This is a genomic window from Sulfitobacter pontiacus (assembly GCF_040790665.1).
GTDB lineage: Bacteria > Pseudomonadota > Alphaproteobacteria > Rhodobacterales > Rhodobacteraceae > Sulfitobacter > Sulfitobacter pontiacus.
The window spans coordinates 2,135,394-2,160,607 of record NZ_CP160849.1 but is presented as its reverse complement, the minus strand read 5'-3'; the positions used below and the strand labels follow the sequence as shown (position 1 = coordinate 2,160,607).

The 25,214-nt window shown below is 61.4% G+C and carries 18 protein-coding genes; 10 read left to right on the top strand and 8 right to left on the bottom strand.

Annotation, left to right across the window (positions count from 1 at the left end; genetic code table 11):
• Positions 1-23 precede the first annotated feature (23 nt).
• From AB1495_RS10555 to dtd, 4 genes are all read left to right on the top strand, one after another.
• Positions 24-578 carry a cytochrome b/b6 domain-containing protein gene (locus tag AB1495_RS10555; protein ID WP_074635511.1) on the top strand — a complete coding sequence of 185 codons (555 nt, stop codon included), beginning with the start codon at positions 24-26 and terminating at the stop codon, positions 576-578.
• A 66-nt stretch (positions 579-644) separates the two neighbouring features.
• A complete protein-coding gene (locus AB1495_RS10550; protein WP_074635509.1) occupies positions 645-1,775 on the top strand; it encodes a TFIIB-type zinc finger domain-containing protein in 1,131 nt (376 codons plus the stop codon).
• Positions 1,772-2,446: a nitroreductase family protein gene (locus AB1495_RS10545; RefSeq protein WP_074635507.1), complete on the top strand. Its 675-nt coding sequence runs from the start codon at positions 1,772-1,774 to the stop codon at positions 2,444-2,446. Before AB1495_RS10550 ends, AB1495_RS10545 begins: the two co-directional genes overlap by 4 nt.
• A gap of 1 nt (position 2,447) precedes the next feature.
• Complete coding sequence (dtd, locus tag AB1495_RS10540; protein ID WP_074635505.1) at positions 2,448-2,894, top strand: D-aminoacyl-tRNA deacylase; 447 nt, start codon at positions 2,448-2,450, stop codon at positions 2,892-2,894.
• Positions 2,895-2,956: 62 nt separating this feature from the next.
• Here the strand turns inward: dtd and AB1495_RS10535 are convergent, their stop codons facing one another.
• From AB1495_RS10535 to AB1495_RS10520, 4 genes are all read right to left on the bottom strand, one after another.
• Complete coding sequence (locus tag AB1495_RS10535; protein WP_074635503.1) at positions 2,957-4,147, bottom strand: HlyD family type I secretion periplasmic adaptor subunit; 1,191 nt, start codon at positions 4,145-4,147, stop codon at positions 2,957-2,959.
• Entirely contained in the window at positions 4,144-6,366 is a 2,223-nt protein-coding gene (locus tag AB1495_RS10530) for an ATP-binding cassette domain-containing protein (protein WP_074635500.1), read from the bottom strand. The genes AB1495_RS10535 and AB1495_RS10530 overlap by 4 nt, the downstream gene beginning before the upstream one ends.
• Entirely contained in the window at positions 6,363-7,700 is a 1,338-nt protein-coding gene (locus tag AB1495_RS10525; RefSeq protein WP_244268900.1) for a TolC family protein, read from the bottom strand. The genes AB1495_RS10530 and AB1495_RS10525 overlap by 4 nt, the downstream gene beginning before the upstream one ends.
• A 106-nt stretch (positions 7,701-7,806) precedes the next feature.
• A complete protein-coding gene (locus tag AB1495_RS10520) occupies positions 7,807-11,280 on the bottom strand; it encodes an Ig-like domain-containing protein (protein ID WP_074635496.1) in 3,474 nt (1,157 codons plus the stop codon).
• Positions 11,281-11,647: 367 nt separating this feature from the next.
• Between AB1495_RS10520 and AB1495_RS10515 the strand changes: the two genes are divergently transcribed.
• From AB1495_RS10515 to AB1495_RS10490, 6 genes are all read left to right on the top strand, one after another.
• On the top strand, positions 11,648-13,642 hold the full coding sequence (locus tag AB1495_RS10515; protein WP_074635493.1) for a CocE/NonD family hydrolase: 1,995 nt from the start codon (positions 11,648-11,650) through the stop codon (positions 13,640-13,642).
• A gap of 132 nt (positions 13,643-13,774) precedes the next feature.
• Positions 13,775-15,379: an ABC transporter substrate-binding protein gene (locus AB1495_RS10510; RefSeq protein ID WP_074635491.1), complete on the top strand. Its 1,605-nt coding sequence runs from the start codon at positions 13,775-13,777 to the stop codon at positions 15,377-15,379.
• A gap of 14 nt (positions 15,380-15,393) precedes the next feature.
• A complete protein-coding gene (locus tag AB1495_RS10505; protein WP_005852247.1) occupies positions 15,394-16,350 on the top strand; it encodes an ABC transporter permease in 957 nt (318 codons plus the stop codon).
• Between the two features lie 133 nt (positions 16,351-16,483).
• Positions 16,484-17,299, top strand: a complete 816-nt coding sequence (locus AB1495_RS10500) for an ABC transporter permease (RefSeq protein WP_009826461.1) — start codon at positions 16,484-16,486, stop codon at positions 17,297-17,299.
• On the top strand, positions 17,296-18,933 hold the full coding sequence (locus AB1495_RS10495; RefSeq protein ID WP_367581964.1) for an ABC transporter ATP-binding protein: 1,638 nt from the start codon (positions 17,296-17,298) through the stop codon (positions 18,931-18,933). The genes AB1495_RS10500 and AB1495_RS10495 overlap by 4 nt, the downstream gene beginning before the upstream one ends.
• A gap of 69 nt (positions 18,934-19,002) precedes the next feature.
• Entirely contained in the window at positions 19,003-19,839 is an 837-nt protein-coding gene (locus AB1495_RS10490; protein ID WP_074635487.1) for an alkaline phosphatase family protein, read from the top strand.
• Between the two features lie 9 nt (positions 19,840-19,848).
• Here the strand turns inward: AB1495_RS10490 and AB1495_RS10485 are convergent, their stop codons facing one another.
• The 4 genes from AB1495_RS10485 to AB1495_RS10470 all read right to left on the bottom strand — a co-directional run bounded on the left by AB1495_RS10485 (position 19,849) and on the right by AB1495_RS10470 (position 25,184).
• On the bottom strand, positions 19,849-20,793 hold the full coding sequence (locus tag AB1495_RS10485) for an alpha/beta hydrolase (protein WP_083350881.1): 945 nt from the start codon (positions 20,791-20,793) through the stop codon (positions 19,849-19,851).
• Positions 20,790-22,667, bottom strand: coding sequence for an acyl-CoA synthetase (locus AB1495_RS10480; protein WP_009826457.1), 1,878 nt, complete (start codon positions 22,665-22,667; stop codon positions 20,790-20,792). Before AB1495_RS10480 ends, AB1495_RS10485 begins: the two co-directional genes overlap by 4 nt.
• A 218-nt stretch (positions 22,668-22,885) precedes the next feature.
• On the bottom strand, positions 22,886-23,317 hold the full coding sequence (gene lysM, locus AB1495_RS10475) for a peptidoglycan-binding protein LysM (protein ID WP_197145941.1): 432 nt from the start codon (positions 23,315-23,317) through the stop codon (positions 22,886-22,888).
• Between the two features lie 67 nt (positions 23,318-23,384).
• Positions 23,385-25,184 carry an ABC transporter transmembrane domain-containing protein gene (locus AB1495_RS10470; protein ID WP_074635483.1) on the bottom strand — a complete coding sequence of 600 codons (1,800 nt, stop codon included), beginning with the start codon at positions 25,182-25,184 and terminating at the stop codon, positions 23,385-23,387.
• Positions 25,185-25,214 lie beyond the last annotated feature (30 nt).

Below are 25,214 nucleotides of genomic sequence, written 5' to 3'. Positions count from 1 at the left end.
CGGGCAAGGCGCGTGTCTAGGCTATGACCTCACGCCGTCGCCCCTTGCTGCCCCACCGTCGGACCCTGATGAAGCTTTTGCATTGGGGCATGGTGCCGCTGTTTGTCTGGTTCCTGCTGGTGCAACCGGCGGATGTGGCGCGGATCGGGCCTGCGGCGGTGCGGTTCCATTCGGTCATGGGCTTGGTCTTTGTCAGCGCGGCCCTGCTGTGGTGGGTGTCCTACATACGGCGCGGCTTGCTGGGGCGCCCCGGCCCCAAGCTTCGGGGCTGGGCCCGTTGGATGCATCCGGTGCTGCATAAGACCCTGATCTGGGGTATCTTTGGCGTCGCCCTCACAGGGCTGCTGATCGGGGTGACCTCGACCGTGCAGCTTTGGGCCGGTGGGATTGTCCCGATTGCCGTGCCCCTTGATATGCCGCGCGCCAACGACCTCGTCGGGCTGATCCACAGCATCGAATTCTACGCTCTTGCAGGCATCGCGCTGGCCCATGCCGCATTTCACATCTGGCGTCACCTTCGTCTGCGCGACAATGCCCTGCGCATCATGGCTCCGAAAGTGCTGCACCGTTTTTTGTGACCCTGCTCTGGCGGCAGGGGGCGCACTGCCCTATGTCTGGGGCAGGCCTGACCAAAGGACAGCTCTATGCCCGCCAGCACCGGCTTTGACGACCCCGACCTGCCCCCCCCACCGACCGAGGAACACCGGTTCCCCTGTGACACCTGCGGGTCCGATCTGCGGTTTGATCCCGAAAGATATCTGCTGGTCTGCGACCACTGCGGTAATACCGAAGAGATTTCAGGCACGCGCGGCCTGCATAACCCGATCGCCGAGCTGGATTTCCAGGCCGCACTGGCCAGCGCTCTCCCCCAATCGCAGATGGAGGATACACGGGTCACAACCTGCCCCAACTGCGCCGCACAGGTAGAGTTCGACCCCGGCAAACACGCCACCGAATGTCCGTTCTGCGCCACCCCTGTGGTGATCGATACAGGGGTGAACCGCCATATCAAACCCCGTGCCGTGCTGCCCTTTGGCCTGACCGAGGATACAGCACGCGATGCTATGACCGACTGGCTGGGCAGCCTGTGGTTTGCCCCCAATGGCCTGCAGGAATACGCGCGCAAGGGCCGCAAGATGCAAGGCATCTATGTGCCCTACTGGACCTATGACGCCGACACGCGCTCCAGCTATTCGGGCGAAAGGGGCACGGTCTATTACGTCACCCAGACCGTCATGCGCGACGGCAAACGGGTGCAGCAGCAGGTGCCGAAAATCCGCTGGCGGGCGACTTCGGGTCGGGTCGCGCGGTTCTTTGATGATGTGCTGGTACTGGCGTCGAAATCGCTTCCCAAAAGGTTCACCGATGCGTTGGCCCCGTGGGATCTGGCGGCCCTTGAACCCTATGCCCCGGAATACCTCGCCGGGTTTCGCGCCGAAGCCTATGCGGTGACGCTTGATGAAGGCTATGCACAGGCACGCGAGGTGATGGACGCGATGATCCAGCGCGATGTGCGTTTTGATATCGGCGGCGACCGTCAGCGCATCCACAATATCCAGACGCAGGTCAGCGATGTGACGTTCAAACATATCCTGCTGCCGGTCTGGCTGGCAGCTTACAAGTACCGCGGCAAGACCTATCGTTTTGTGGTCAACGGCCGCACAGGCAGCGTACAGGGCGAACGCCCCTATTCCGCTGTGAAAATCACCTTTGCCGTGATCCTTGGCCTGATTGTCGCCGGGGTCGTTGGCTATTTTATGGCGCTCCAAAAATGACCCAGATCGATACATTCACCGACATCCTGCGCGCGCGTTCTTCGTGCCGCGCCTTTCGCCCCGATCCGGTCGACGACGCGATCATCACCCGTATCGTCGACGCAGCGCGCCACGTGCCGTCGTGGTGCAATGCGCAGCCTTGGCAACTCACCATCACCAAGGGGGCCGCGACCGACCGCTTCCGCGACGCCTTGGCGCTAGAGATTGCCAAAGGCACCCCCCCCGCCCCCGATCTGGACTGGCCGACGTCTTACAGCGGCGTCTACGGCGACCGACGGCGGACCTGCGGGTTCCAGCTGTATGACGCCGTCGGGGTCGAGAAATCGGACCATGCGGGCCGCATGGCGCAGATGATGCGGAACTATGCATTGTTTGACGCGCCCCATGTGGCGATCGTGACCTCCCCGGCAGAGCTTGGGGCCTACGGGGCGATGGACAGCGGCGGCTTTGTCACGGCATTTACACTGGCGGCAACGGCGCTTGGGGTGGCCACCATCGCCCAGGCCGCCATCGCTGCCTATGCGCCCACCGTGCGACAGCATTTCGACCTGCCGCAAGACCGCCTGATCCTTTGCGCGATTTCCTTTGGCTATGCGGATGACACGGCACCGATCAACCGCTTCCGCACGCAGCGGGCCACCCCTGAAGACATAATCGATTGGAAATCTTGATATGCGCGCACTCCTACAACGCGTCAGCAACGCCTCCGTCACTGTCGACGGCCAGATCATCGGGCAAATTGAACACGGGCTGCTGATCTTCGTCTGCGCGATGCCCGACGATACACATGCGACCGCGCAAGGACTGGCACAAAAGATCGCCAAGCTGCGTCTGTTCAAAGATGATGCTGGCAAAATGAACCGGAGCCTGCCGGATACGGGCGGCAGCGCGCTGATTGTCAGCCAGTTCACCCTTGCCGCCGATACCTCCCGCGGGACCCGCCCCGGTTTCTCGCGCGCCGCCAAGCCCGATCACGCCAAAACGCTATACGAAGATTTCGTCACCTGCGTCGACGCCCTTGGCATTCATGTCCAAACCGGTTCTTTCGGAGCCGATATGTCCGTCGCACTCACCAACGACGGCCCCGTCACCCTCTGGCTCGACACAGAAAACCCCTGATCTTCCAAATGGTCCAAAATCCTCGGCGGGACAAGGGGGGCAGACAGCCCCCCTTGTCCCGCCTACGGCTCCCGAAACGCCTCTTTGGACTTGTAAAGCGGCTTCAACAGATACTGCAAAACCGTCTTTGACCCTGTGTGCAGTTCCACGCTTGCCTGCATGCCGGGTCGGATCTGCAAAGACGCCTGCCGCGGGGTCAGGTGTTCTGTGTCCACCTGCAACGTGACCTTATAGTGCGGATCCCCATCCGGCGCGCGGGATCGTTCGTCCTTGAACGTATCGGCCGAGATCAATTTGACCGTGCCCTTCAACGTGCCATAAATCGTATAGTCATAGGCCGACAGCTTGACCGTCGCCTCTTGGCCGGGGCGCACGCCGGCGATGTCTTCGGGCTTGACGCGGGCCTCGACGAAAAGCTCTTCGTCCAACGGGATGATCTGCAAAATCTCCTCGCCCGGGCGCACGACGCCGCCGATGGTGGTCACGCTCAGGTTGTTGACGATGCCGCGCAGGGGGCTGACCAGGACGGTGCGGTTCAACTGGTCCGTGCTCGCCTTGAGGTTCTGTTTCAGCGTCGCCAGTTCCTTAAGCACATCGGAATATTCCTGCGCACGGTCCAGTTCTGTGCCGGTGACGATCTCGTCCAGCTTGATCCGCGCATCCGCATGGGTCTTGCGCGCGCGCGTCACCTCGATCAGCGAAACGATCTTTTTCTTGAGCATATTCTCAAGCAGCTCACGCTCTTTCGTGGCTTCGGTCAGCACCCGCCCCGCCCCTTCGGAGCGCGAGACAAAGTCAGATTGCCGCGCTTTCAGCAATGCCCGTTCAGAGGCGACGATATCGGGCGTGCGCGTGGCATAGGCGTCGGGCACGTCAAAGTCGTACTGTCCGGCCAGCTCTGCCTCCAGACGCAGACGGCGGATTTCAAAGGCACTGATCTGGTCGCGCAGGTCGTCCACGGCAGATTGGAACTGGGTGCCATGCAGACGGGCCAACACGTCGCCCTTCTCCACATGATCGCCCTCGCCCACGGCAAGTTCTGCCAGAATACCGCCTTCAAGGTTCTGGATGATCTGGGGGCGCGAGCTGGAAATCATCGACCCTTCGGCGCGCACGATTTCGTCGACCCAAGCAAAGGCAGCCCACAGCAGGAAGACCAGCACGGACGCGCCGCAAAGCCAGATCACAATGGACGGCCCGCGCATCTGCCCCGTCATCTGCGCGCCCAGTGGCGTGGTGCTAAGACTGCTCATGCGACGTGCCCCTTCTGACCCGCCAGATGGGCGAGCACTTTTTCTTTTGGCCCGTCAACGGTCATACGGCCATCTTGCAGCACCAGCGTGCGTTCGGTCAGCGCAAGGATCGGGGCGCGGTGGGTCGCGATGATCGCGGTGCGTCCGGCCATCCAGCTTTGCAACCGCGAGACCAGCGTTGCCTCCAACCTTTGGTCCAGCGCGGCTGTGGGTTCGTCCAGCAGGCAGATCGCCGGATCCTGCAACCACAGGCGCGCCCAACCGATGGATTGACGCTGCCCGATGGACAGGCCCGCGCCCGCGTCCTTGATCTCCAGGTCCAGCCCCTTGTGGTGGTTGCGCACGAACGGCCCCAGCCCTGCGAAATCAAGGGCGGCGTGGAGGCGGTCATCGTCGCGTTCCAGCATGGTGAGGTTCAGGTTGTCGCGCAGCGTGCCCGAGAACAGGCGCACGTCCTGTCCCAGATAGCCGATCAGCCGGCGCAGGTCGCGCGGCTCAATCTGGCCCAGCTCTGTGCCGTCCACCAGAATGCGCCCTTCGGTCGGGGCATAAAGCCCGCAGAGCATCTTCAGCAGTGTCGATTTGCCCGATCCATTGGCCCCCAGCACGGCGACATGCTGCCCCGGCTGGATCAACATGGCTTTGATGTCCACCGTCGGTGCGCCGTCATCCTCGTAGCGGAAGATCACGTCGCGCAGTTCGAACTGGCCTTTCAGCTTTTCACGGCGCAGATAGGTGCGCGCCTCTGCGGTGTCCTGCGGCGCGGCGACAATTGCGTCGAGCCCGTCAAGCGCGCCTTTGACATTGCCCCACCGCGCCATCGTGCCCGACAGCTGCGTCAGCGGCCCCAGCGTCCGGCCCGTCAGGATACCGACCGCGATAATCGACCCCACGGTAAATTCCCCCGCAAACACCAGATAGGTGCCCACGATGACCGCCGCGACATAGGTGGCCTGCTGGACCCCTTGGCTCCAGAACGTGAGGAAGGACGCGAGCTTGCGTTGTTCTGACGATTTGACGGACGACAGGGTGTTCAGCTCGGTCCACAGGCGCAGCACGCGGTCCTCTGCCCTTTGGGTCTTGACCGTATCAAGCTCGAATATCGCCTCGTGCAGCAGCCGCGAGGATTTGGTCGACGCGCCTTGGGTCTCCTGCGTCAGTTGGATCGCTTTCTTTTGCAGAAAGAACCCCGGCACCAGCATCAGGATACCGCCAAGCACCAGCACCCAGACGACATTCCCCGCTATGCTGGCCACGAGGAAGAGGAACACGAAGATAAAGGGGATATCCGCGATCGTGCCAATGGTCGACGCGGTAAAGAATTCACGCACCGACCCGAATTCGCGCATCGCGGAAAACAGCTGGTTCGGGGCTTGGCCGCGCGTGTCGGACCGCATCCCCAGCAACCGGCGCATCAGGATGTCCTGCACCGACAGCTCGATCTGCCGCCCTGCCCCATCCATCAGACGCGCCCGCGCCATCTTGAGGAAAGCTTCCATGAGCAACGCGAGCCCCGCACCGGCGGCGAGCACCCAAAGCGTCGCTTCGGATTGATGCGGGATCACGCGGTCATAGACCTGCAAGGAAAACAGCGCCACAGCGACGGCCAGCAGGTTGGCCACGAAAGACCCCGTCGCGACCTCTATCAGCTGGCGGCGAAAGCGCGGAAACTGCCCCCAGAACCAATGCGCAGGCGCGCCATCGGTCTTATGGGTTTCGGCCACGGTTTTCAGCGAGGCTTCGGCCCGCAGGATCAGCCCCGCAAAGAAGGGTTTGAAATCGCTGATCGGCACCATCGCGCGATTGTCGGTGCATGTCGTGTCATACAGGATCAGATCGCCACGCTGCTGCCCCATGACAAGCAAGACCTGCCCCGAGGTCATATAGGCCAGCGCAGGCCACATATCCTTGGAAATCCCCCGCGCCCGGCTGACTTGTGTCACCAGCCCTGCGCTTTCCATCCCGCGGGCCAGTGCTTCGGCTTCTACCTGCGGATCATTGCCCTGCAAGGGGGCCGTGGCGACGATGTCAAAGATGTCGCGTGGCGCGGTGGTGACGCCCAGCAATCCGGCATAGGTCGCGGCCAGTTTGGCCCGCGCCATCAGACGGTCTTCGGGGCGGTTGGCGTTCTCTGCCTTGGGCTGGGGGGCATCCGCCGCCGCCATCCGACCCTGATTGCCGTTGGTGATTGTCAGCGTAAAGGTCGGCTTCTGGGTCAAATCGCGCTCCCGTCCGCCAACACACCCTGTATCTGCGCCATCTCGATTTTCAGACGCACGGCCTCGTACTTGAGGCTGATCTGCGACTGCTGCTGACGCGAATAGGTCTCGTAGACGCCGACAACATCCATAACCTGACGCTGACCGGCGTCATATTGTTCCTGAAACAGGTCAAGGTTGCGTTTGGCCTGTGCCGCAAGGGTCGCTGCTTCGGCGGCCTGACGGGTCTTGGCGGCAAGCTGTTTCTCCAGACGGAGCAGCGCGCGGTTGGCATCCTCGACCGATTGCCGGACCTTGCGGGTCGCGGTTTCCTCGGCCATGGCCGACGCATCAAGCGAGGCTTTGGTGCCCAGACCCAGAAGCTGATCCGATTCAAGGCTCAGCCCTGCGCCGCCCCCTTCACCGATGGTCGCACCTGCCGACAGCCCCGGCAGCAATCCGGCGCGTTCAACCTTGGCGGCGGCGATGGCGCGGGTCTTTTCGGCCTCGGCACGCACCACGGACAAAGGCGCACCGGCAAAGCTGTTCACGGGCACTTCGGGCAAGCCGTGCAGTGTATCCAGCGGGCGGATCGACATGGCGTTCAGCTCGGACATCGACGTGGCTTCGCGTTCGACGGAGGCATCAAGCGTGGCGCGAATTTCAAGGAGCTTCTGGCGCAGGATCGTCAGGTCGGACACATCGGACACGCCGCCTTTGACCCGTTCCTGCATCACCCATTCGAAATGCGTCATATCCTTAAGCGCGACACGGTTCAGCGCGGCGGTATCGCGCGCCTCGATCGCATTGGTGTAGAGCTTCAGCGCGGTCGCCACGCGGTCGTTCGTATCTTGCGCCAGCGACACGGCAGCGACCTCGACATCGGCCACGGCAAAGGCGCGTTCACCCGCACGGCGGCCATTATCAAACAGCACCTGATCCACCACCAGATTGGCCGCCAGCGACCCCAAGGATGTCAGGCTGACCTGCGGCCCGATCTTGGGCAACCAGTTCTTGCTTGCGGCTTCCGAGCGGAGGGTGGCGGCGCGCAGCTCTGCCTCGGCGGTGCGGCTGTTGGCGGCCAGCACGGCAGAGGCCACCTGATCCGACACGGTGTCATCGGGCAGAACAGAAGACCGCAGCGCCAGACCCTGGATGATCTGGCTGTCTGCGGTGATTTTTTCGGCGTAGGTGGGTTTGATCGCCTGCGAGGCATCGGGGGTGCGGAACCGGGACACGATGTCAGATTGCATCAGGTCACCGGGCATCATGCCGCTGCCGAAACCCGACATGCAGCCGGATAGGGCCAGCGCTGCTGCGCACATGCCCCCTGCCCGTTTTACACTCTGCCTCATTATCCTGCCCTTAACGTGCCGGTTTTTTTATTCTGGAAACGCCTGCGGTCGTTGCCGCCTGCGTGTGCCAACCGCGCCCCCTTGAACAGAGGGCGCGGTGCAATCTTTAGACGATGACGTTGATATCGTTGTCGATCATCAGCGTGGCTTCGTCGCCCAGTGTATAGATGTCATAGGTTTGATCCCCACGCACCTCTGAACCGCCTCGTACCGCGCCTGTGATCGTCACGGTGTCGTCGTTATGCCCGTCGATGATCAGCTCGTTCGTGTTGCTCGACAGGTTGACCAGCGCGGTTTCCGTGATCGTCAGATGCGCCTCTTCGGCGAACTGCAGATCAACGGTTTCGATGTTGTAGTTTCCCAGGTTCGGGTTGGTCAGGCTCAACTGCGTGTTCGCCGCTTCATCATCCAGCGCCAGATACGTGCCGGAAAAGTTTCCCGCAGCGTCAGTGGCCGTGACAATCAAATCGGACCCGTCTGGCACATTGCTTTCGAACTGGAAGTTACGCTCGCCAATGGCGTCGATGTCAAAGCTGGTCGATTCAACTTCGGAAACGGAGCGGTCTGCGTTCACCTGATGCACGTCCAGTGTATCGGGGCTGATCTCGGTCGAGATGCCGCGGATACCGTCACCGTCGCGGGTGTAGGACGCGATGACGGGGCCTTCGGGTGCGTAGGTATCGATTGCGAGCGTGTCGGTGATCGACGCGATGTTGCCCACATGGTCCGTGGCGGTGACAGAGATGTCGGCGTCATAGGTGCCCTGACGGATTTCCGAAGGCGGGATCGTGACCGACCAGTTGCCCGCACCGTCCACAAACGCGGTGTAGTTGGTGCCGTCAAAGTTGACCACAACGCTAGAACCCGCTTCGACCTGACCGTTCAGATCAATGCCGGTCTGGGCTTCGCGTGCGCTGACCACAGCGTCGCTGCCGCCCGCTTGGTTCAGATCGAGCGGATCCACGACCGTATCGATCAGCACCGCGTGGCTTGCCGTGGCAGAGTTGCCCGCGGCATCCGTTGCCTTGACCGAAACGGTGGTGTTGATCGTGCCCTCGGGCACTTGACCCGGCGCAAAGGTGACGGACCAGTTGCCATTCGCATCCACCGCTCCGTTCACCGATGCCGCGCCAAGCGACACGACAACGGACGAGCCGATTTCAGAGGTGCCGGTGACCAGAACGCCGCCATTCGCCAGACGCTCTGCTCCGCTGATGATGTCATCGCCTTCGACGGTGTTCAGCGACAGGTTGTCGACGCGCGTGTCCACGCGCACGCTGTCAGAGGCGCTGCGGCTGTTGCCCGCCGCGTCGGTCGTGGTTGCGGTGATGTCGGCGGTATAAACGCCTTGGGCAACTTCGCCCGCGGCGTAATAGGCGGTCCACTGACCGTTCCCATTAGCCACAACCGTATGGGTAACACCCGCCAGCGTGACCTGCACAACGGCGCCCGCATCGGCGGTGCCCGAGATGGCCACACCGTCGCTTGCCTCGGCCGCGTTCACCACGTCGTCGCCCTCAACGGGCAGCGGGCTGATGGTCAGCGAACCGGCTTCGGTATCGACTGATACAGACTGCGATACGCTATCAACGTTACCTGCCGCGTCGGTGGCGGTGGCGGTCATTGTGCTGGTGTAGGTGCCTGCGGGGATGTCGCTGGGGGCGAAGCTGACGGTCCATGTGCCGTCCGCCGCAACCGTGGCCGCACGCGACACCTGGCCAAGCTGGACCATAACAGTCGAGCCGGGTTCAACCGTGCCGGTCATCACGATGCCCTGCGCCGCCTCTGCCGCGTTCACGACCCCGTCGCTGCCGCCGGTTTGGCCGGTGAAGGCAAGGTTGTTGACCAAAGTATCGACATCGACTTGGCCGGTTGCGGTGGCCGTATTGCCCGCCGCATCGGTCGCGACTGCGGTCACTGTCGCCGTTGTCTCGCCCGTCGGGATTTCGGAGGCCGCGAAATCTGCGGACCAGTTGCCGTTTGCGTCAACCACCGCGTCACGGGTCACCCCCCCAAAGGTGACCTGAACGGTCGACCCGGGCTGCGATGTGCCGGTCAGCGTCACGCCGTCGCCACGCTCTGCCGCGTTGATCACGCCGTCAACTTCGACAGTATCCGCCGCAATCGCGACTTCAGAGACGGTATCGACGACCAGCTGCTCGGTTGAGGTGGAGCTGTTGCCGAAAGCATCGGTGGTCACGATGGTGACATCGCTGACGTATTCGCCTTCGGGCAAGGTGCCCGCCTGCCATGTCGCGGACCATGTGCCGTTGTCGCCCACGGTTGCGGTGCGGGTGATGCCACCGATGGTCAGCTGCACGGTCGAACCGGGCTCCCCCGTGCCGTTCAGGGTGACACCGTTGCCAAACGAGGCGGCATTATAGCTGTCGCCCACGGATTGCGTGCCCGATGTCACAGCGACGGTCGGTGCGATGGTATCAACCACCAGCGTTTCGGTGGTGGTGGAGGTATTGCCGTATTGATCGGTGGTCTTGATCAGCACCTCTGTCTCGTATTCGCCCCCCTGCAGCGTGCCGGGTTCGAATGTGACGGACCATGTGCCGTCTTCGCCGACCGTGGTGCTGCGTGTGACATCCGCGACGGTCACGTCAACGGTCGCGCCTGCTTCACCGTTCCCGGTCAGCGTGACGCCATTCGCAAAGGAGTCACCGTTAAAGAAGTCGCCGACACTCTGCGTGCCTTCGGACATGGTGACCGTGGGCGCTGTGGTGTCGATGACAAAGCTCGGCCCGTCAAGCACGATCTCATTGCCGTCCGTGGTCACGACGACCTCGGCTTCATAGGTGCCGTCGTCGGGGAAGTTATCGCCTTCGAACACGGCTTCGAATGTGCCGTCGTCGCCAACTGTTGTTGTGACTTCTTTATCGCCGATGGTGACTACGACCTCGGACCCGGGCTCGCCGCCGCCGGTGACAACGACCTGCTCTACCGCGCCGTCGCCGCCGACCGTGCCGGTTGCGTCGGGCTCATTCACGAACGGAGGTGCGACCGAAGGGCTGCCGCCATTGCCACCACCGCCGCCGCCACCGATGACAGCTGCACCACCGACAACCGCCGCACCGGCTGCTGCCGCGGCACCACCACCGCCAACGACGCCGCCCAGCAAGGGCGCTGCCAACATCGACACTTCGTCGTCACCCGCGCCCGGCATGACACCGCCCGGCACAGACGCCACATCGCTGCGGCCCAGATAGATCAGATCGTCAGAGGGGCTCCATTTGCCCCACTGCTCGGTCGGGCCGTATTGCGCATAAAGCCCGCCGCCTTCGGCCTCGACGAATGCGACTTCGTTCAGATAGCCATCTGACGAAATGAACAGGCGGTTCGCGGCACCGGTTTCGTTAAAGTAATTCTCGATGGTGATGACCGACCCGTCATTCAGCGTGAGCACAAGATCGTTGCCCGACCGCTGGTGCGACTGGAAATCGGTCTGACGCAGGTTCAGCGAGATTTCCTGACCTGATGTCGCCTGGATAACATGGAAGTTTGCGTTTTCCGCAACCGTGCCACGCTGCAATGCGCCCGCTTGATCGCGAACGACGAAATCTATCGTCTTCATAATATCTGCTCCACCTCGGTGCGCATTCTGCGCGCGACACCTGAGAAATTTTATGACCGCCAACGCGTTGATCGCATCGTGCAGCCGCCTGATTATGTCCGTCGTAAAAAACGAAACGTATTATTGAGGCAGAAGGTAGCCGCTTAGACACATAAAAGCCAAGGTTAAAGTGGAACGCCACATTCTTGCCTTATTTCAACAGTGCAACACGGCCACAGTTTCTACCACTGCGGGAAAGCGTTAATAATAGTTAACGTTGCCAGATAATTAACCACCTCATTTCACTCAGGAAAAATCCCCATAGGCGCCACACCGCAAGCCCTTGCAAACGGTTGACAATACCGGGCTCCCCCCTGACCTTTGCGGCATGGATACCGCCCAGAACACCCCGCTATCACTGATCGAAGACCCCGACATGGGCATCACCCTCTCGGATGGATGCCGGCTTTCCGCTCGAGTCTGGCGGCCTGAAAATTCCGATACCGCCCCCGTGCCCGTGATTCTGGAATACCTCCCCTACCGCAAACGTGACGGCACCACCGCACGGGATGCGCTGACCCATCCTTGGTTTGCCCAACGCGGATATGCCTGCGTGCGGGTCGATATGCGCGGCAATGGCGACAGCTATGGCGTGATGGAGGATGAATACACGCCCCAAGAACAGGCCGATTGCATAGAGGTGATCAACTGGCTTGCCGCGCAACCGTGGTGCAGCGGGACGGTGGGCATGATGGGCATCAGCTGGGGCGGCTTTAACGGGCTGCAGGTCGCAGCCCATGCGCCAGAGCCGCTTAAGGCGGTGATAACGCTATGTTCCACCGTCGACCGCTTTGCCGATGACATCCACTACAAGGGCGGGTGCCTGTTGAACGAGAACCTTGGCTGGGGCGCGACGATGTGGGCCTATTCCAGCCGCCCGCCCGATCCCGCCTTGCGCCCTGACTGGCGCGAAATGTGGCTGGAGCGGCTAGAGGCAGAACCGTTTCTCCCCGCACTTTGGCTGCGCCACCAATCACGCGACGCCTATTGGAAGCAAGGGTCGGTGATCGAGGAGTATAGCGCGCTCAAGGCCAAAGTGCTGGCGATTGGCGGCTGGGGCGATTCCTACAAGAACGCGGTCCCTCAGCTGGTTGAAGCCTTGCCCGGTGCAAAGGGGATCGTTGGGCCTTGGGTGCACAAATACCCGCATTTCGCCATCCCCGAACCCCGTATCGGCTTTCTGCAAGAGGCGCTGCGCTGGTGGGATAGGTGGCTCAAGGGGATCGACACGGGCGTCGAGGACGACCCCGATTATCGCGCGTATCTGATGGACGGCATGCGCCCCGCCACGTGGACACATGAACGCCCCGGCCGCTGGATCACCGAACCCACAGGCGCGACATCGCATCTGCCCGTCAAGACGTTGCATCTGACGGATGAGGGCCTGCACGACACCGCTGGCCCGCTGGACCGCAGCGTCGCCTCCCCCGCGCATTGCGGGGCGGATGGCGGTGAATACTGCGCGATCTGGCTTGGCCCCGAGATGCCGGGGGACCAACGGCAGGACGATGCGCTGTCCGTCTGTTTTGACAGCGGACCCTTGGCGCAGCAGATGGATATCCTTGGCGCGCCGCGTCTGCACTTGCGTCTGGCCTGCGACAAACCACAGAGCCAGATCGCGGTGCGGTTGAACCATATCCACCCTGATGGGGCCTCGGCGCGGATTACCTATGGCGTGCTGAACCTGTCCCATCGCGACAGCGCCGAAAATCCGCAGGCGATGGCGCCCGGTGCCATGACCGACATCACGCTGAACCTTGACCACATCGCCTATCGCATCCCCAAGGGGCACCGGCTGCGGGTGTCGATCTCTACCGCCTATTGGCCCCTGCTCTGGCCTGCGCCCGAAGCGGCAGAGGTCACGCTGTCGTCAGGCCAGATCGACCTGCCGCAGCGCCCGACCAGCGGCGGGGACGAATACAGCTTTGCCCCGCCCACCTCTGCCCCCCCGTGGGAGACAGAGACACTGCGCCCCGAAAACCACATCCGCCGGCAAGAGATCGACCGCGTCACGGGCATCGTCTCTCTGATCATCGAGGATGACTTCGGCAAACTGCGCGATGCCGATCACGGGCTGATCGCGGGCTCTGTCGCGCGGGAGGTGTGGCGCATTCACCCCGACGATCCGCTGTCCGCAAAAGGCACCTGTCACTGGACCGAAGAGCTGGAGCGGGACGACATCATCCTGCGCACAGAAACCCGGTCGCAGATGTGGTCGGACGCGACCCATTTTCATCTGACGGCCCGTCTTGAAGCGTACGAAAACGACAAATTGATCTATGAACGCGACGTGACGGAAGACATTAAGCGACACTTTATGTAACAAACTCGTCACATGGCCGCCGGTATTACCACTTGCGACACGGGCTGAAATGCTTAACGTTGTGCCACCAGTCAATAAAAAAACCTGCGCACCAATGCGCGGAAGTATCACCTAAAACAGGGAGTTCTCATCATGGATGATCAACTGAAACATATGACCGGCCAAGTGGCCAAGGGCACTATGACACGCCGCGAATTCGTCGGGCGTGCCGCTGCATTGGGCGTGACAGCCGCCGTCGCCAACTCGATGCTGGCGAACCACGCGCAGGCTGCAGCCCACGAAGCACCGATTCGCGGTGGCACACTGAAAATCGGGTCGTCGGGCGGTGAGTCCACCAACACGCTCGATCCTGCGCTGACCGCCTCCGAAGTGCCGCTGAACAACCTGCGCCACCTGTACGAAAGCCTTGTAGAGGTCGATCCCAACGGGGAAATTGAAAACCGCATGGCCGAAAGCTACGAGGCCTCGGCCGATGCGAAAACCTGGGCGTTCAAGATCCGCAAGGGCATCCAGTTCCACAACGGCAAGGAAATGACACCCGAAGACGTGCTGAAAACCATGCAGCGCCATTCGGATGAGAACAGCCAATCCGGTGCTTTGGGCATCATGCGCGGTATCGAGAACATGAAGGTCGATGGCGACAACTTCATCGTTGAACTGGGCGTCGGCAACGCTGACCTTCCCTACCTGCTGGCCGACTACCACCTGATGATCCAGCCCGATGGCGGCATGGACAACCCGGGCGCGGGCATCGGCACCGGCCCTTACACACTGGAAGTCGACGAGCCCGGCGTGCGCCACGGCTTCAAGCGCAACGAAAACTACTGGGACGCCGACAACCGCGGCCACACCGATTATAACGAAGTGCTGGTGCTGAACGATGCCACTGCACGGACCGCGGCGCTGCAGTCGGGTCAGGTCAACATGATCAACCGCGTTGATCCCAAGGTTGCCGCCCTGCTGGACCGCGCGCCCAACCTGACGGTGAAATCCGTTGCCGGTCGGGGCCACTATGTGTTTATCGCCCATGTCGACACCGCACCGTTCGACAACAACGACCTGCGTCTGGCGCTGAAATATGCGATCAACCGCGAGGAAATGGTCGACAAGATCCTGCGCGGCTACGGCACCATCGGGAACGACATGCCGATCAACGCCTCTTATCCGCTGTTCGATGAATCGATCCCGCAGCGTGAACATTCCATCGAGAAGGCGAAAGAGCATTACGCCGCCTCCGGTCATGATGGCAGCCCGATCGTCCTGCGCGTTGCAGACGGTGCCTTCCCCGGTGCGGTCGATGCGGCATCCCTTTTCCAGGAATCCGCCAAAGCCGCCGGTATCCCGCTTGAGATCAAACGCGAGCCGAACGATGGCTACTGGTCCGAGGTCTGGAACAAACAGCCTTTCTGCGCCTCTTACTGGGGTGGCCGTCCGGTGCAGGACCAGATGTATTCGACCGCCTATCTGTCGACCGCGGACTGGAACGACACCCGCTGGAAACGCCCCGAGTTCGACGAGATGCTGCTGTCGGCCCGCGCCGAACTGGACGAGGCCAAGCGCAAAGAGACCTACTCCAAGATGGGTCAGATGATCCGCGACGAAGGCGGGTTGATCCTGCCGATGTTCAACGACTTTGTGGATGGTGTCGCCAACAATGTCGGCGGCTGGGTCGAAGATCCAAACGCGGAACTGTCCAACAACAAAGCCGGGATCAAATGCTGGGTCAAAGACGCATAAGGTAAACCCAGCTTATGCATCCCATCGTCAAACTGATCGCCCAACGCTTAGCGTTGGGCCTTCTTCTCCTCTTTGCCGCGTCGATCCTGATCTTCGTAGGCACCTCGATTTTGCCCGGCGACGTGGCACAATCCATCCTAGGTCAATCCGCCACGCCCGAAGCGCTTGCGAACCTGCGCCGAGAGCTTGGCATGAACGATCCCGCCATGACCCGCTATTTCGCCTGGCTGGGCGGCGTGCTTCAAGGAGACTTGGGCACCGCGCTGACCAATGGCCGCGACATCGCAGAAAGCCTTGGCGGGCGTCTGAAGAACACGCTTTTCCTTGCCTTCTGGGCTGCTGCAATCTCTGTGCCGCTGGCGATCTTTCTGGGCCTGCTGGCCGTGCGCTACAAGGACCGCTGGCCCGACAAGCTGATTTCGGCCGTCACGCTGACCACGATTTCTATCCCGGAATTCATGATCGGCTATGTGCTGATCTATTGGGTGGCGATCAAATGGCGGCTGTTTCCGTCGGTGGCGATCATCAACGACAGCATGAGCCTCGGGGCCAAGCTGAACGCGATTGCTATTCCGGTGATGGTGCTGACGCTGGTCGTATTGGCGCATATGATGCGCATGACCCGCGCCGCGATCCTGAATGTGATGCAATCGGCCTATATCGAAACAGCCGAGCTTAAGGGCTTGGGCATGCTGAAGATTATCCGCAAGCACGCCTTCCCCAACGCCATCGCCCCAATCGTCAATGTGGTGATGCTGAACCTCGCCTATCTGGTCGTCGGCGTCGTGGTGGTAGAGGTCGTCTTTGCCTATCCCGGCATGGGGCAATATCTGGTCGATCACGTCAGCAAACGTGACGTGCCCGTGGTGCAAGCCTGCGGTCTGATCTTTGCGGCCGTTTATATCGGGTTGAACCTTGTGGCCGACATCGTGTCGATCCTTGCCAACCCGCGCCTGAGGCATCCCAAATGAGCGCCGCGCATCTCCCCCCGAGGCAATGCGCGACGCACGGGGCCGCAGTTCAGCGTCGCATCAACGCGACCCCCTGCCGCATGCCCGTATCGCCACCTGACGTTGACCCATTCATTTGTTTGGGAGCGAACCCATGAAAAACATTCCTATCTCCGCCATGATCGGCCTGTTCTTTACCAGCGTCTATTTCATCATGGCCGTCTTTGCCCCTTGGCTCGCCCCCTATGGCATGGCTGAAATCGTCGGCGACGTTTGGGAGCCTTCGTCGTCGGAGTTCCTGCTGGGCACCGACAGCATCGGGCGCGATCTGCTGTCGCGTATGATCTATGGTGGGCGCACCACGATCTTTATCGCCACTGCAGCCACCATCCTCAGCTTTACGCTGGGGTCCATTCTGGGCTTCTTCGCAGCCGTCTCCGGCGGTTGGGTCGACCAAGCCATTTCGCGCTTTGTCGATCTGATCATGTCGATCCCGTCGCTGATCTTTGCGCTTGTCGTGCTGTCGGTGATGCCGACCACCGTGCCGATCCTGATTATCCTGATGGGTCTGCTGGACAGCACCCGTGTCTACCGTCTGGCGCGCGCCGTGGCCGTGGACATCACCGTGATGGACTATGTCGAGGCCGCCCGCCTGCGCGGCGAGAAGATCGGCTGGATCATTTTCCGTGAAACCCTGCCGAACGCGCTGTCGCCGCTGATCGCCGAGATGGGCCTGCGCTTTATCTTCGCGGTGCTCTTTGTGTCGACGCTGTCGTTTCTGGGTCTGGGCGTCCAGCCCCCTCAAGCCGACTGGGGCGGCATCGTGAAAGAGAACAAGGAAGGCATCAACTATGGTATTCAGGCGGCGCTCTACCCGGCCTATGCCATCGCCACGCTTTGCATCTCTATCAACCTTGTTGCGGACTGGATTTTGAACCGCACCACATCGCTGAAAGGGGGCCGCGGATGACCGAGCCACTTCTCAAGGTACGCGGCCTGAAAATCGGCGCGACCGCCTATCCGCCCGGCGAAAAGCCGATTGATATCAAGATCGTGCACGGCGTCGACTTTGATCTGCAACCCGGCAAGGTGCTGGGGCTGATCGGGGAATCCGGCGCGGGCAAATCCACCATCGGGCTGGCCGCTATGGCCTATGGCCGCGGCGGGGTAGAGATCACCGGCGGCGAGGTTTGGGTCAATGGGCGCGACATCCTCAAGGAGCGTCTACGCGCCGTGCGCCGCCTGCGCGGCGCCGAGGTGACCTATGTCTCGCAATCCGCCGCGGCGTCTTTCAACCCCGCGAAAAAGATCATGGATCAGGTGACCGAAGCCGCGATCTATCGGAACAAGTTCACCAAGGCCGAGGCCGAGGAACGCGCGGTTGATCTGTTCCGCAAGCTTGGTCTGCCGGACCCTGAAACCATCGGCAACCGCTACCCGCACCAAGTGTCTGGCGGGCAGTTGCAGCGCTGCATGACCGCGCTGGCACTGTGTCCGCAGCCCGATCTGGTGGTCTTTGACGAACCCACCACGGCACTGGATGTGACCACGCAGATCGACGTGCTGGCCGCCATCAAAGAAGCCATCGCCGCCACCGGCGTTGCCGCGCTCTATATCACCCATGACCTCGCGGTTGTGGCACAGGTCAGCGATCATATTATGGTGCTGCAACAAGGGGATATGGTCGAATACGGCACCGTTGATCAGATCATCAACGCGCCCAAGGAAGATTACACCAAGGCGCTGGTTTCAGTCCGGTCGATCCGCCACGAGGAAAAGACACCGACCGATACCCCTGTTCTGCGGGTCGAAAACGTCACCGCCCGCTATGCCGGCACGGATTTTGATGTGCTCAAGAAGATCAACGTCGATATTCACCCGGGCCAGACCTTGGCTGTCGTGGGGGAATCCGGCTCGGGCAAATCCACACTGGCCCGCGTGATCACCGGCCTGCTGCCCCCAAGCGACGGGACGATCACCTTTGACGGGCGCGAGCTTGCCCCCGCCCTGGCGCAACGCCCCATCGAAGACCTGCGCGAGATGCAGATGATCTACCAGATGGCCGATACCGCGATGAACCCGCGCCAGACCGTGGGCACCATCATCGGTCGCCCGCTCGAGTTTTATTTCGGGCTGAAAGGCAAGGCAAAGCAGAAGCGTATTCAGGAACTGCTGGACGAGATCGAACTGGGCGACGGGTTTCAGGACCGCTATCCCGCAGAGCTGTCGGGCGGGCAGAAACAACGTGTCTGCATCGCCCGTGCGCTGGCCGCCAAGCCCAAGCTGATCATCTGCGACGAGGTGACAAGCGCGCTGGACCCGCTGGTGGCAGATGGCATCCTCAAGCTGCTGTTGAACCTGCAAAAGATCGAGGATGTCGCCTATCTGTTCATCACCCATGACCTCGCGACGGTAAAAGCCATCGCAGACAGTATCGCTGTGATGTATCAGGGTGAAGTGGTGCGGTATGGCACCAAAAGTCAGGTGCTGTCACCGCCCTTTGACGATTATACCGACCTGCTGCTGAGCTCTGTCCCCGAGATGAAGATCGGCTGGCTGGACGAAACCATCGCACATCGCAAAATGGAAAGTGCTGGCAATTAAGCCTGTGGGCAACGAGGCGGTTTGTATCGGACAAATACAAGCGCTGTGGCCCGCCGAAGAGGTATCGACATGAAGAACAAGCTGCTTTTGATCATCCTAGACGGTGTGCCCTACCGCAATTTCCGTCGGCTGTTCGGCAATCTGGAAGGCTGGGTCGATAGTGGCGAGGCGCGGGTCTGGACCCACCGTGCGGTGCTGCCGTCAATCTCTGCCTCCTGCTATGCCTCGATCCACACGGGTGTGGCACCGGCTGAACATGGCTGTACCGGCAACGGCAATGTGTTCCGGCTAAAGCACAAGGACGTCTTCGCCCAGACCCGTGCGGCGGGCGGTGTGACAGGGGCCGTGGCCCATTCTTTCTGGTCGCAATTCTTCAACCGCCACCCCTTCGACTATGTGCGCGATGTGGAATACGACGAACCTGAAAGCGACACGATCAACCACGGGCGGTTTCACACGATGACCGGCTACGGGCTGGTGAACCAGATGACCCCTTCGGATGTGGATCTGTTTGGCTCCCTCACCAATCTGGCGCTGCGGTTCGGGCTGAACTACGGAATGCTGCACACCTGCACGCTGGACAGCATGGGGCATCGTTTCTTCCACGACTGTCAGGAAATGGACCACGCCTGCGCCGTCATGGACGAGATGCTGGCCCCCTTCATCCCGAAATGGCGCGCCCTGGGGTATGAGGTGATCGTCACAGCAGATCACGGGCAAGACGAACGCGGCCATCACGGCGGACGCAGTGCGTTGCAGCAGGAAACCGCGCTGTATTACTTTGGCGATGCCGAAGGGCCGTCGGAGGATACGGTGATCGACCAGCTGCAGCTCGCGCCGACGATCCTTGGCCGGTTGGGTGCGCCTGTGGCCGATACGATGAAGGCGCAGTCTTTCCTGAAATGATGCCGTTTCTTAGCCCGTGCTGATCGCAGGCCACTTCCCTGCCCCCACAGCGCCGATCGCCGCTGTCACTTGATCAAAGAACGCCGCCGCCTTGCGTGACATCACCCGCGCGCGCAGACAGCCGTGGACAAGGCCCGCGGCCTCGTGCCAATGGGCCTGCCCGCCTGCCCCGTTGATCGCGGCGGCATAGGCTTCCCCATCGCTCGACAGCGGGTCACAGGCGACCGTGAGGATCACCGTAGGCGGCAGGTCGGTAAAATCGGTATCGTGCAGCGGCGCGTAGCGTGGATCGTCCACAGGCGGTGCCCCACCGGACCGCACCTGCTGGTAAAACTCCATATCCGCAACCGTCAGCTGCGGCGCGTTGGCGTGGGTGATATAGCTGCCCTTGCTGCGATCTCCGCCCAGTCCGGGATAGATCAGAACCTGACCCGCTATGCGCCCCTGAAAAGATCCTCGCGCGGTATGGGCGACGGCGGCAGCAAGATTGCCGCCCGCACTGTCCCCCGCCAATACAACCCTGCCGTCATATGCGGCTGCAATCGCCTGAAACGCGGCCCATGCGTCGTTGAAGCAAGCTGGAAAGACGACCTCGGGGGCGAGCACGTAGTCGACAGAGATCACACGGTAGCCGGTCGCGGCGCAAATTTCGGCGCAGACATCATCGTGACTTTCGAGCCCGCCAACAACAAACCCGCCGCCGTGATAGTAGACGACCGTGATATCAGATGTCTCGGCCTCGTAAACGCGACATGGGACGCCGCCGAAGGCCACGTCCCATGTGCGGACCCCATCAGGGTGGGGTTGGTGAAAAGCAGCGCACATCCGGTTATAGACAGCGCGCTGCTGGTCGATGGTGAGTGACACCGCGTCCGGTGGATAGAAACTGTCCGAGCGGTCCATATAGGCCCAGATTTCCTCATCCAGTAGAACGCGGTAGTCGGGTTGGATCACGCGGCCTCCCAACCGAAGGTAAAGACGTCCAGCGACGCGCCGACATCAGCCTCGCTTGCGCCATTCATGGCGATTTGCGCAACCAGACCGCGTTTCTTGTCATCGGTGACAGAGGCAACACGCGCGGGCAGACCGGCGGCTTCCAACGTCTCGTCATAGACGCGCGTGATCGCGTTTTTGCGCAGGTCGGGCTTAAAGATCTTACCGACGGCGGTTTTGGGCAGTTCGCTCATGATGGTCATGTGCTTGGGCTGCGCCGCGCGTTCCTGCACGTGCTCTTTGCAGAACTCCAGCAGTTCGGCTTCGGTGATCGACGCACCTGCGACCAGTTCGACAAAGGCGCAAGGCACCTCGCCCGCGTGGGCATCCGGCTGGCCAATGGCACCGGCAAAGGCGACCGCCTCGTGACCCAGAAGCGCCTCTTCGATCTCGGCGGGGTCGATGTTGTGACCGCCACGGATGATCAGGTCTTTGGCGCGGCCCGTAATCCAGAGGTATTTGTCGCTGTCGATACGGCCCAGATCCCCTGTCCGCAGGTGCGTGCCCTGATAGTAGAGATCCTTGTTCTTATCGGCTTCGGTATAGGTATTGCCCGCATAGACGCCGGGGTTCGAGATACAGATCTCGCCGATCTCGTCGACCTCCGCCTCGACCAGCCCGTCGCTGGTGCTTTTGACGATCTTCACATCCGTATAGGGGAAGGTGATGCCGATGCTGCCCACCTTGCGCACGCCGTCCGTCGGGTTCGACGACACAAGGCAGGTCGCCTCTGTCAGGCCGTAGCCTTCGATCAGCGTGATGCCGGTGGCCTTTTCAAAGCGGCGGAATAGTTCCAGCGGCAATGGTGCCGAGCCGGAGAAGGCGGTTTTCACGGTCGAAATATCAGCGTTGATCGGGCGCTGCATCTTGGCGGAAATCGCCGTAGGCACAGTGATGATAAAGGTGATTTTCCAGCGTTCGACCAGCTTCCAGAAGTTGTCGAAGACCCCGTCCCCGCGATAGCCCTGAGGCGTCGGGAAAACCACATGCGCACCAGATTTCACGGCAGCCATAAGGATCACGTGGCAGGCGAAAACGTGGAACAACGGCAGCGGACACATGATGTTGTCGTTTTCCGTATATAGCAGCGTGTGTCCCAGCCAACCGTTATAGACCATGCCGGAATACTTGTGCTGTGCCACTTTGGGCATGCCCGTTGTCCCCCCGGTGTGGAAGTAGAAGGCGACGCGATCCTCTTGCGGATCGTCGAATGTCAGCTCGGCCGGTTGCTTGGCGATTTCGGAATTGAAATTCTTGTAGGTCGCCTGATTGGTGACCTTCAGCTTCGGACGGATCAGCGGCACGATCCACGACTTTGGCGCGGTCAGATAGCGGCACAGATCCACTTCGAGCACGGTCGTGACATTCGGTGCCAGCTTGACCGCCTCGGCGGTTTTCTCGGCCACATCCGTCTTGGGGAAAGGCCGCAGGGTCACAACGACCTTGGCATTGGTTTCACGCAGGATCGATCCGATCTGCTCTGCCTCAAGCAGCGGGTTGATGGGGTTTGCGATCCCTGCGACGGCACCGCCCAGAAGCGTGATGACCGTCTCGTTACAGTTTGGCAGGACATAGGCGACCACATCGGTCGGCCCCACACCCAGCGACCGGAACAGATTGGCCGCACGACCCACCTGCCCCCGCAGCTGCGACCAGCTTAGGGTTTCCGCGTGATCTTTCGGCCCAGAGAAAATCTGGTAGCTGATTGCGTCGTGGCTTGGAAACTTTCCGGCGGTTTCGCTCAACATGCTCCAAAGTGTTTTGGGCACGTCGCGGTCAGCCCACGGCATTTCTGCTTCGATTGCGTTACGGTCTTCTACACCGGCAAATGACATTATTTTCCTCCCTTAGTGGTGCGGTTTGCCCGCATCCCGTTATTCCCTGTTGTCAAAGATGATTGCTAATTCCAGCTTTCGCAAGCATTTGCAGGCGCTCAAACGCTGCGTTCAAGCCCACTGACCCAACGGAAGGCTTGAAAAAGAGCGGCAGACGCCGCCTGCCGCTCTCTTTTATGGGGTAAAAGCGCGTGGCGCACCCCTTATGTGTGGTGCGTTTACTTGGCAGGAATACGCAGCATCTGACCGGGATAGATTTTATCGGGGTGGGTCAGCATGGGTTTATTCGCTTCAAAGATTTCTTCATAGCGCGCGCCATTGCCAAGGGTCTTGGCCGCGATGGCCCAAAGCGTGTCGCCCTTTTCAACGGTGTGGAAGGTGCCGTCCCCCTCGCCGCCGTCCATGTCTTCTTCGACCTCGGCAACGCCTTCGACGTTCCCCACGGCCAGAATGACCTTTTCTTTCATCTCTTGGCTCGCCGCCTTGCCCGAAACCTTGACCTTGTCGCCTTCGACAGAAATATCGAGCCCTTCGGCATCAAGCCCGAGGTCTTTCAATTCATCCTGAAGCGCGGCTCCGGTGACTTCGGTATCATCACCGCCGCCAAACACTTTCTTGCCGGCGTCTTTTACGAAACTCCACAAACCCATGTTGTTCTCCTTCTGGATCCATTCGGGTGTGATTGTTTCCATTTAACCGTAAAATTCACAAGGTTTTTTATACGTCCGCGCGCCCATCGGTGAATTGCAGCCGCGCCAGGCGCGCATAAAGCCCCCCCTTGGTGACCAGCTCGTCATGGGTGCCCATATCGACGATCCGCCCTGCTTCCAGCACGACAATGCGGTCGGCCTTTTTCACCGTCGCCAAACGGTGCGCGACGATCAGGGTGGTGCGATCCGCGCTCAACCGATCCACGGCGGCCTGCACGGCGCGTTCGCTTTCGGCATCCAAGGCGCTTGTGGCTTCGTCCAGCAGCAGCACCGGCGCGTCGCGCAAGATGGCGCGGGCGATGGCGATACGCTGCTTTTGCCCGCCCGACAGCATCACCCCGCGTTCGCCCAGATAGCTGTCGTAGCCGTCGGGCAATGCGCTGATGAACCCGTGGGCGGCGGCGGCCTCGGCGGCGGCGTCAATCTCGGCGTCTGTGGCGTCGGGGCGGCCAAAGCGGATGTTCTCGCGGGCAGAGGCGGCGAAGATCACCGGGTCTTGCGGCACCAAGGCGACCGACCGGCGGAAGGCCGCACGCGAGACATCGCGCAGATCGACCCCGTCAAGGGTGATCCGTCCCGAAGCAGGATCATAGAACCGCAGAATCAACTGGATGATCGTGGTTTTGCCTGCACCCGAGGGCCCGACGAACGCGACCGTTTCACCGGGGTTGATCGACAGGTTGACCCCGTCCAGTGCCTGCACATCGGGGCGCGCAGGGTATCTGAAATGCACGTCCTCAAAGCCAATCCGACCGGCGACAGGGCTGGGCAAGGCGATGGCCGCAGCGGGGTCTTGCACGGTGTCTTCGGTCCGCAATAGCTCTACCAGACGTTCGGTGGCACCGGCGGCGCGTTGAAGTTCACCCCAGATCTCGGACAGCGCCGCGACCCCGCCTGCCACCATCACGGCATAGATCACGAATTGCACCAAGGCACCGGGGGTCATCTGGTCGGCACGCACATCCCGCGCGCCCATCCACAAAACGCCCACGACGCCGGCAAATACCAGAAAGATCACAATAATCGTCATCAGCGCGCGGGTCTTGATCCGACGCTGCGCCGCGTCATAGGACGCTTCGGTCATCTGTGCGAATTGCGATTGGCTGGCGGCCTCGTTGGTAAAGGCCTGCACGGTCTGCACCGCGCCCAAACTCTCGGACGCATTGCCCGAGCTTGCCGCGATCCAGTCCTGATTTTCACGGCTCAGCACCCGCAAGCGCCGCCCCAGAACAAGGATCGGCACAATTACCGCCGGTACGATCAACAACACCATCGCCGTCAGCTTGGCCGAGGTGAACAACATCAGCACCAGCCCACCGGTCACGATCAGCATATTGCGCAGCGCGATGGACACGGACGACCCGATCACCGACAGGATCAGCGTGGTGTCCGTGGTGATCCGGCTCAGCACCTCGCCGGTCATCAGGTTCTCGTAGAACGCCGGGCTCATCGAGATCACGCGATCGAACACCGCCTTGCGGATATCGGCAACGACCCGTTCGCCAAAACGCGTCACCAGCGCATAGCGCAGCCCCGTGCCCACGGCCAGAAGGGCCGCGATGATCAGGGCGGCGACGAAGTACTGGTCCAGCAGTTCGGCCTCGCCGGTGCCGAAGTTATCGATCACGCGGCGCACGGCCAGCGGCAGCGTCAAAGAGATCATCGCCGTGAGGACCAGCGCCAGAATGGCCGCGATCATCAATCCGCGATAGGGCGCAAGAAACGGCAGCAGCGCGCGCAGGGCCCCCAACTCACGCGATTTTTCGCGTTCTTCGGTGCCGGGGCCGGGCGTCGGGGTACGTGCCATGAGATATCCTTTGGAGTGCTGCCGTGTCAT

Excerpts from the sequence above, each read along its gene's own strand:
- AB1495_RS10555 (WP_074635511.1), top strand. The coding sequence starts at position 24 with ATGACCTCACGCCGTCGCCCCTTGCTGCCCCACCGTCGGACCCTGATG.
- AB1495_RS10550 (WP_074635509.1), top strand. The coding sequence starts at position 645 with ATGCCCGCCAGCACCGGCTTTGACGACCCCGACCTGCCCCCCCCACCG.
- AB1495_RS10545 (WP_074635507.1), top strand. The coding sequence starts at position 1,772 with ATGACCCAGATCGATACATTCACCGACATCCTGCGCGCGCGTTCTTCG.
- dtd (WP_074635505.1), top strand. The coding sequence starts at position 2,448 with ATGCGCGCACTCCTACAACGCGTCAGCAACGCCTCCGTCACTGTCGAC.
- AB1495_RS10535 (WP_074635503.1), bottom strand. The coding sequence starts at position 4,147 with ATGAGCAGTCTTAGCACCACGCCACTGGGCGCGCAGATGACGGGGCAG.
- AB1495_RS10525 (WP_244268900.1), bottom strand. The coding sequence starts at position 7,700 with ATGAGGCAGAGTGTAAAACGGGCAGGGGGCATGTGCGCAGCAGCGCTG.
- AB1495_RS10520 (WP_074635496.1), bottom strand. The coding sequence starts at position 11,280 with ATGAAGACGATAGATTTCGTCGTTCGCGATCAAGCGGGCGCATTGCAG.
- AB1495_RS10515 (WP_074635493.1), top strand. The coding sequence starts at position 11,648 with ATGGATACCGCCCAGAACACCCCGCTATCACTGATCGAAGACCCCGAC.
- AB1495_RS10510 (WP_074635491.1), top strand. The coding sequence starts at position 13,775 with ATGGATGATCAACTGAAACATATGACCGGCCAAGTGGCCAAGGGCACT.
- AB1495_RS10505 (WP_005852247.1), top strand. The coding sequence starts at position 15,394 with ATGCATCCCATCGTCAAACTGATCGCCCAACGCTTAGCGTTGGGCCTT.
- AB1495_RS10500 (WP_009826461.1), top strand. The coding sequence starts at position 16,484 with ATGAAAAACATTCCTATCTCCGCCATGATCGGCCTGTTCTTTACCAGC.
- AB1495_RS10495 (WP_367581964.1), top strand. The coding sequence starts at position 17,296 with ATGACCGAGCCACTTCTCAAGGTACGCGGCCTGAAAATCGGCGCGACC.
- AB1495_RS10490 (WP_074635487.1), top strand. The coding sequence starts at position 19,003 with ATGAAGAACAAGCTGCTTTTGATCATCCTAGACGGTGTGCCCTACCGC.
- AB1495_RS10480 (WP_009826457.1), bottom strand. The coding sequence starts at position 22,667 with ATGTCATTTGCCGGTGTAGAAGACCGTAACGCAATCGAAGCAGAAATG.
- lysM (WP_197145941.1), bottom strand. The coding sequence starts at position 23,317 with ATGGGTTTGTGGAGTTTCGTAAAAGACGCCGGCAAGAAAGTGTTTGGC.
- AB1495_RS10470 (WP_074635483.1), bottom strand. The coding sequence starts at position 25,184 with ATGGCACGTACCCCGACGCCCGGCCCCGGCACCGAAGAACGCGAAAAA.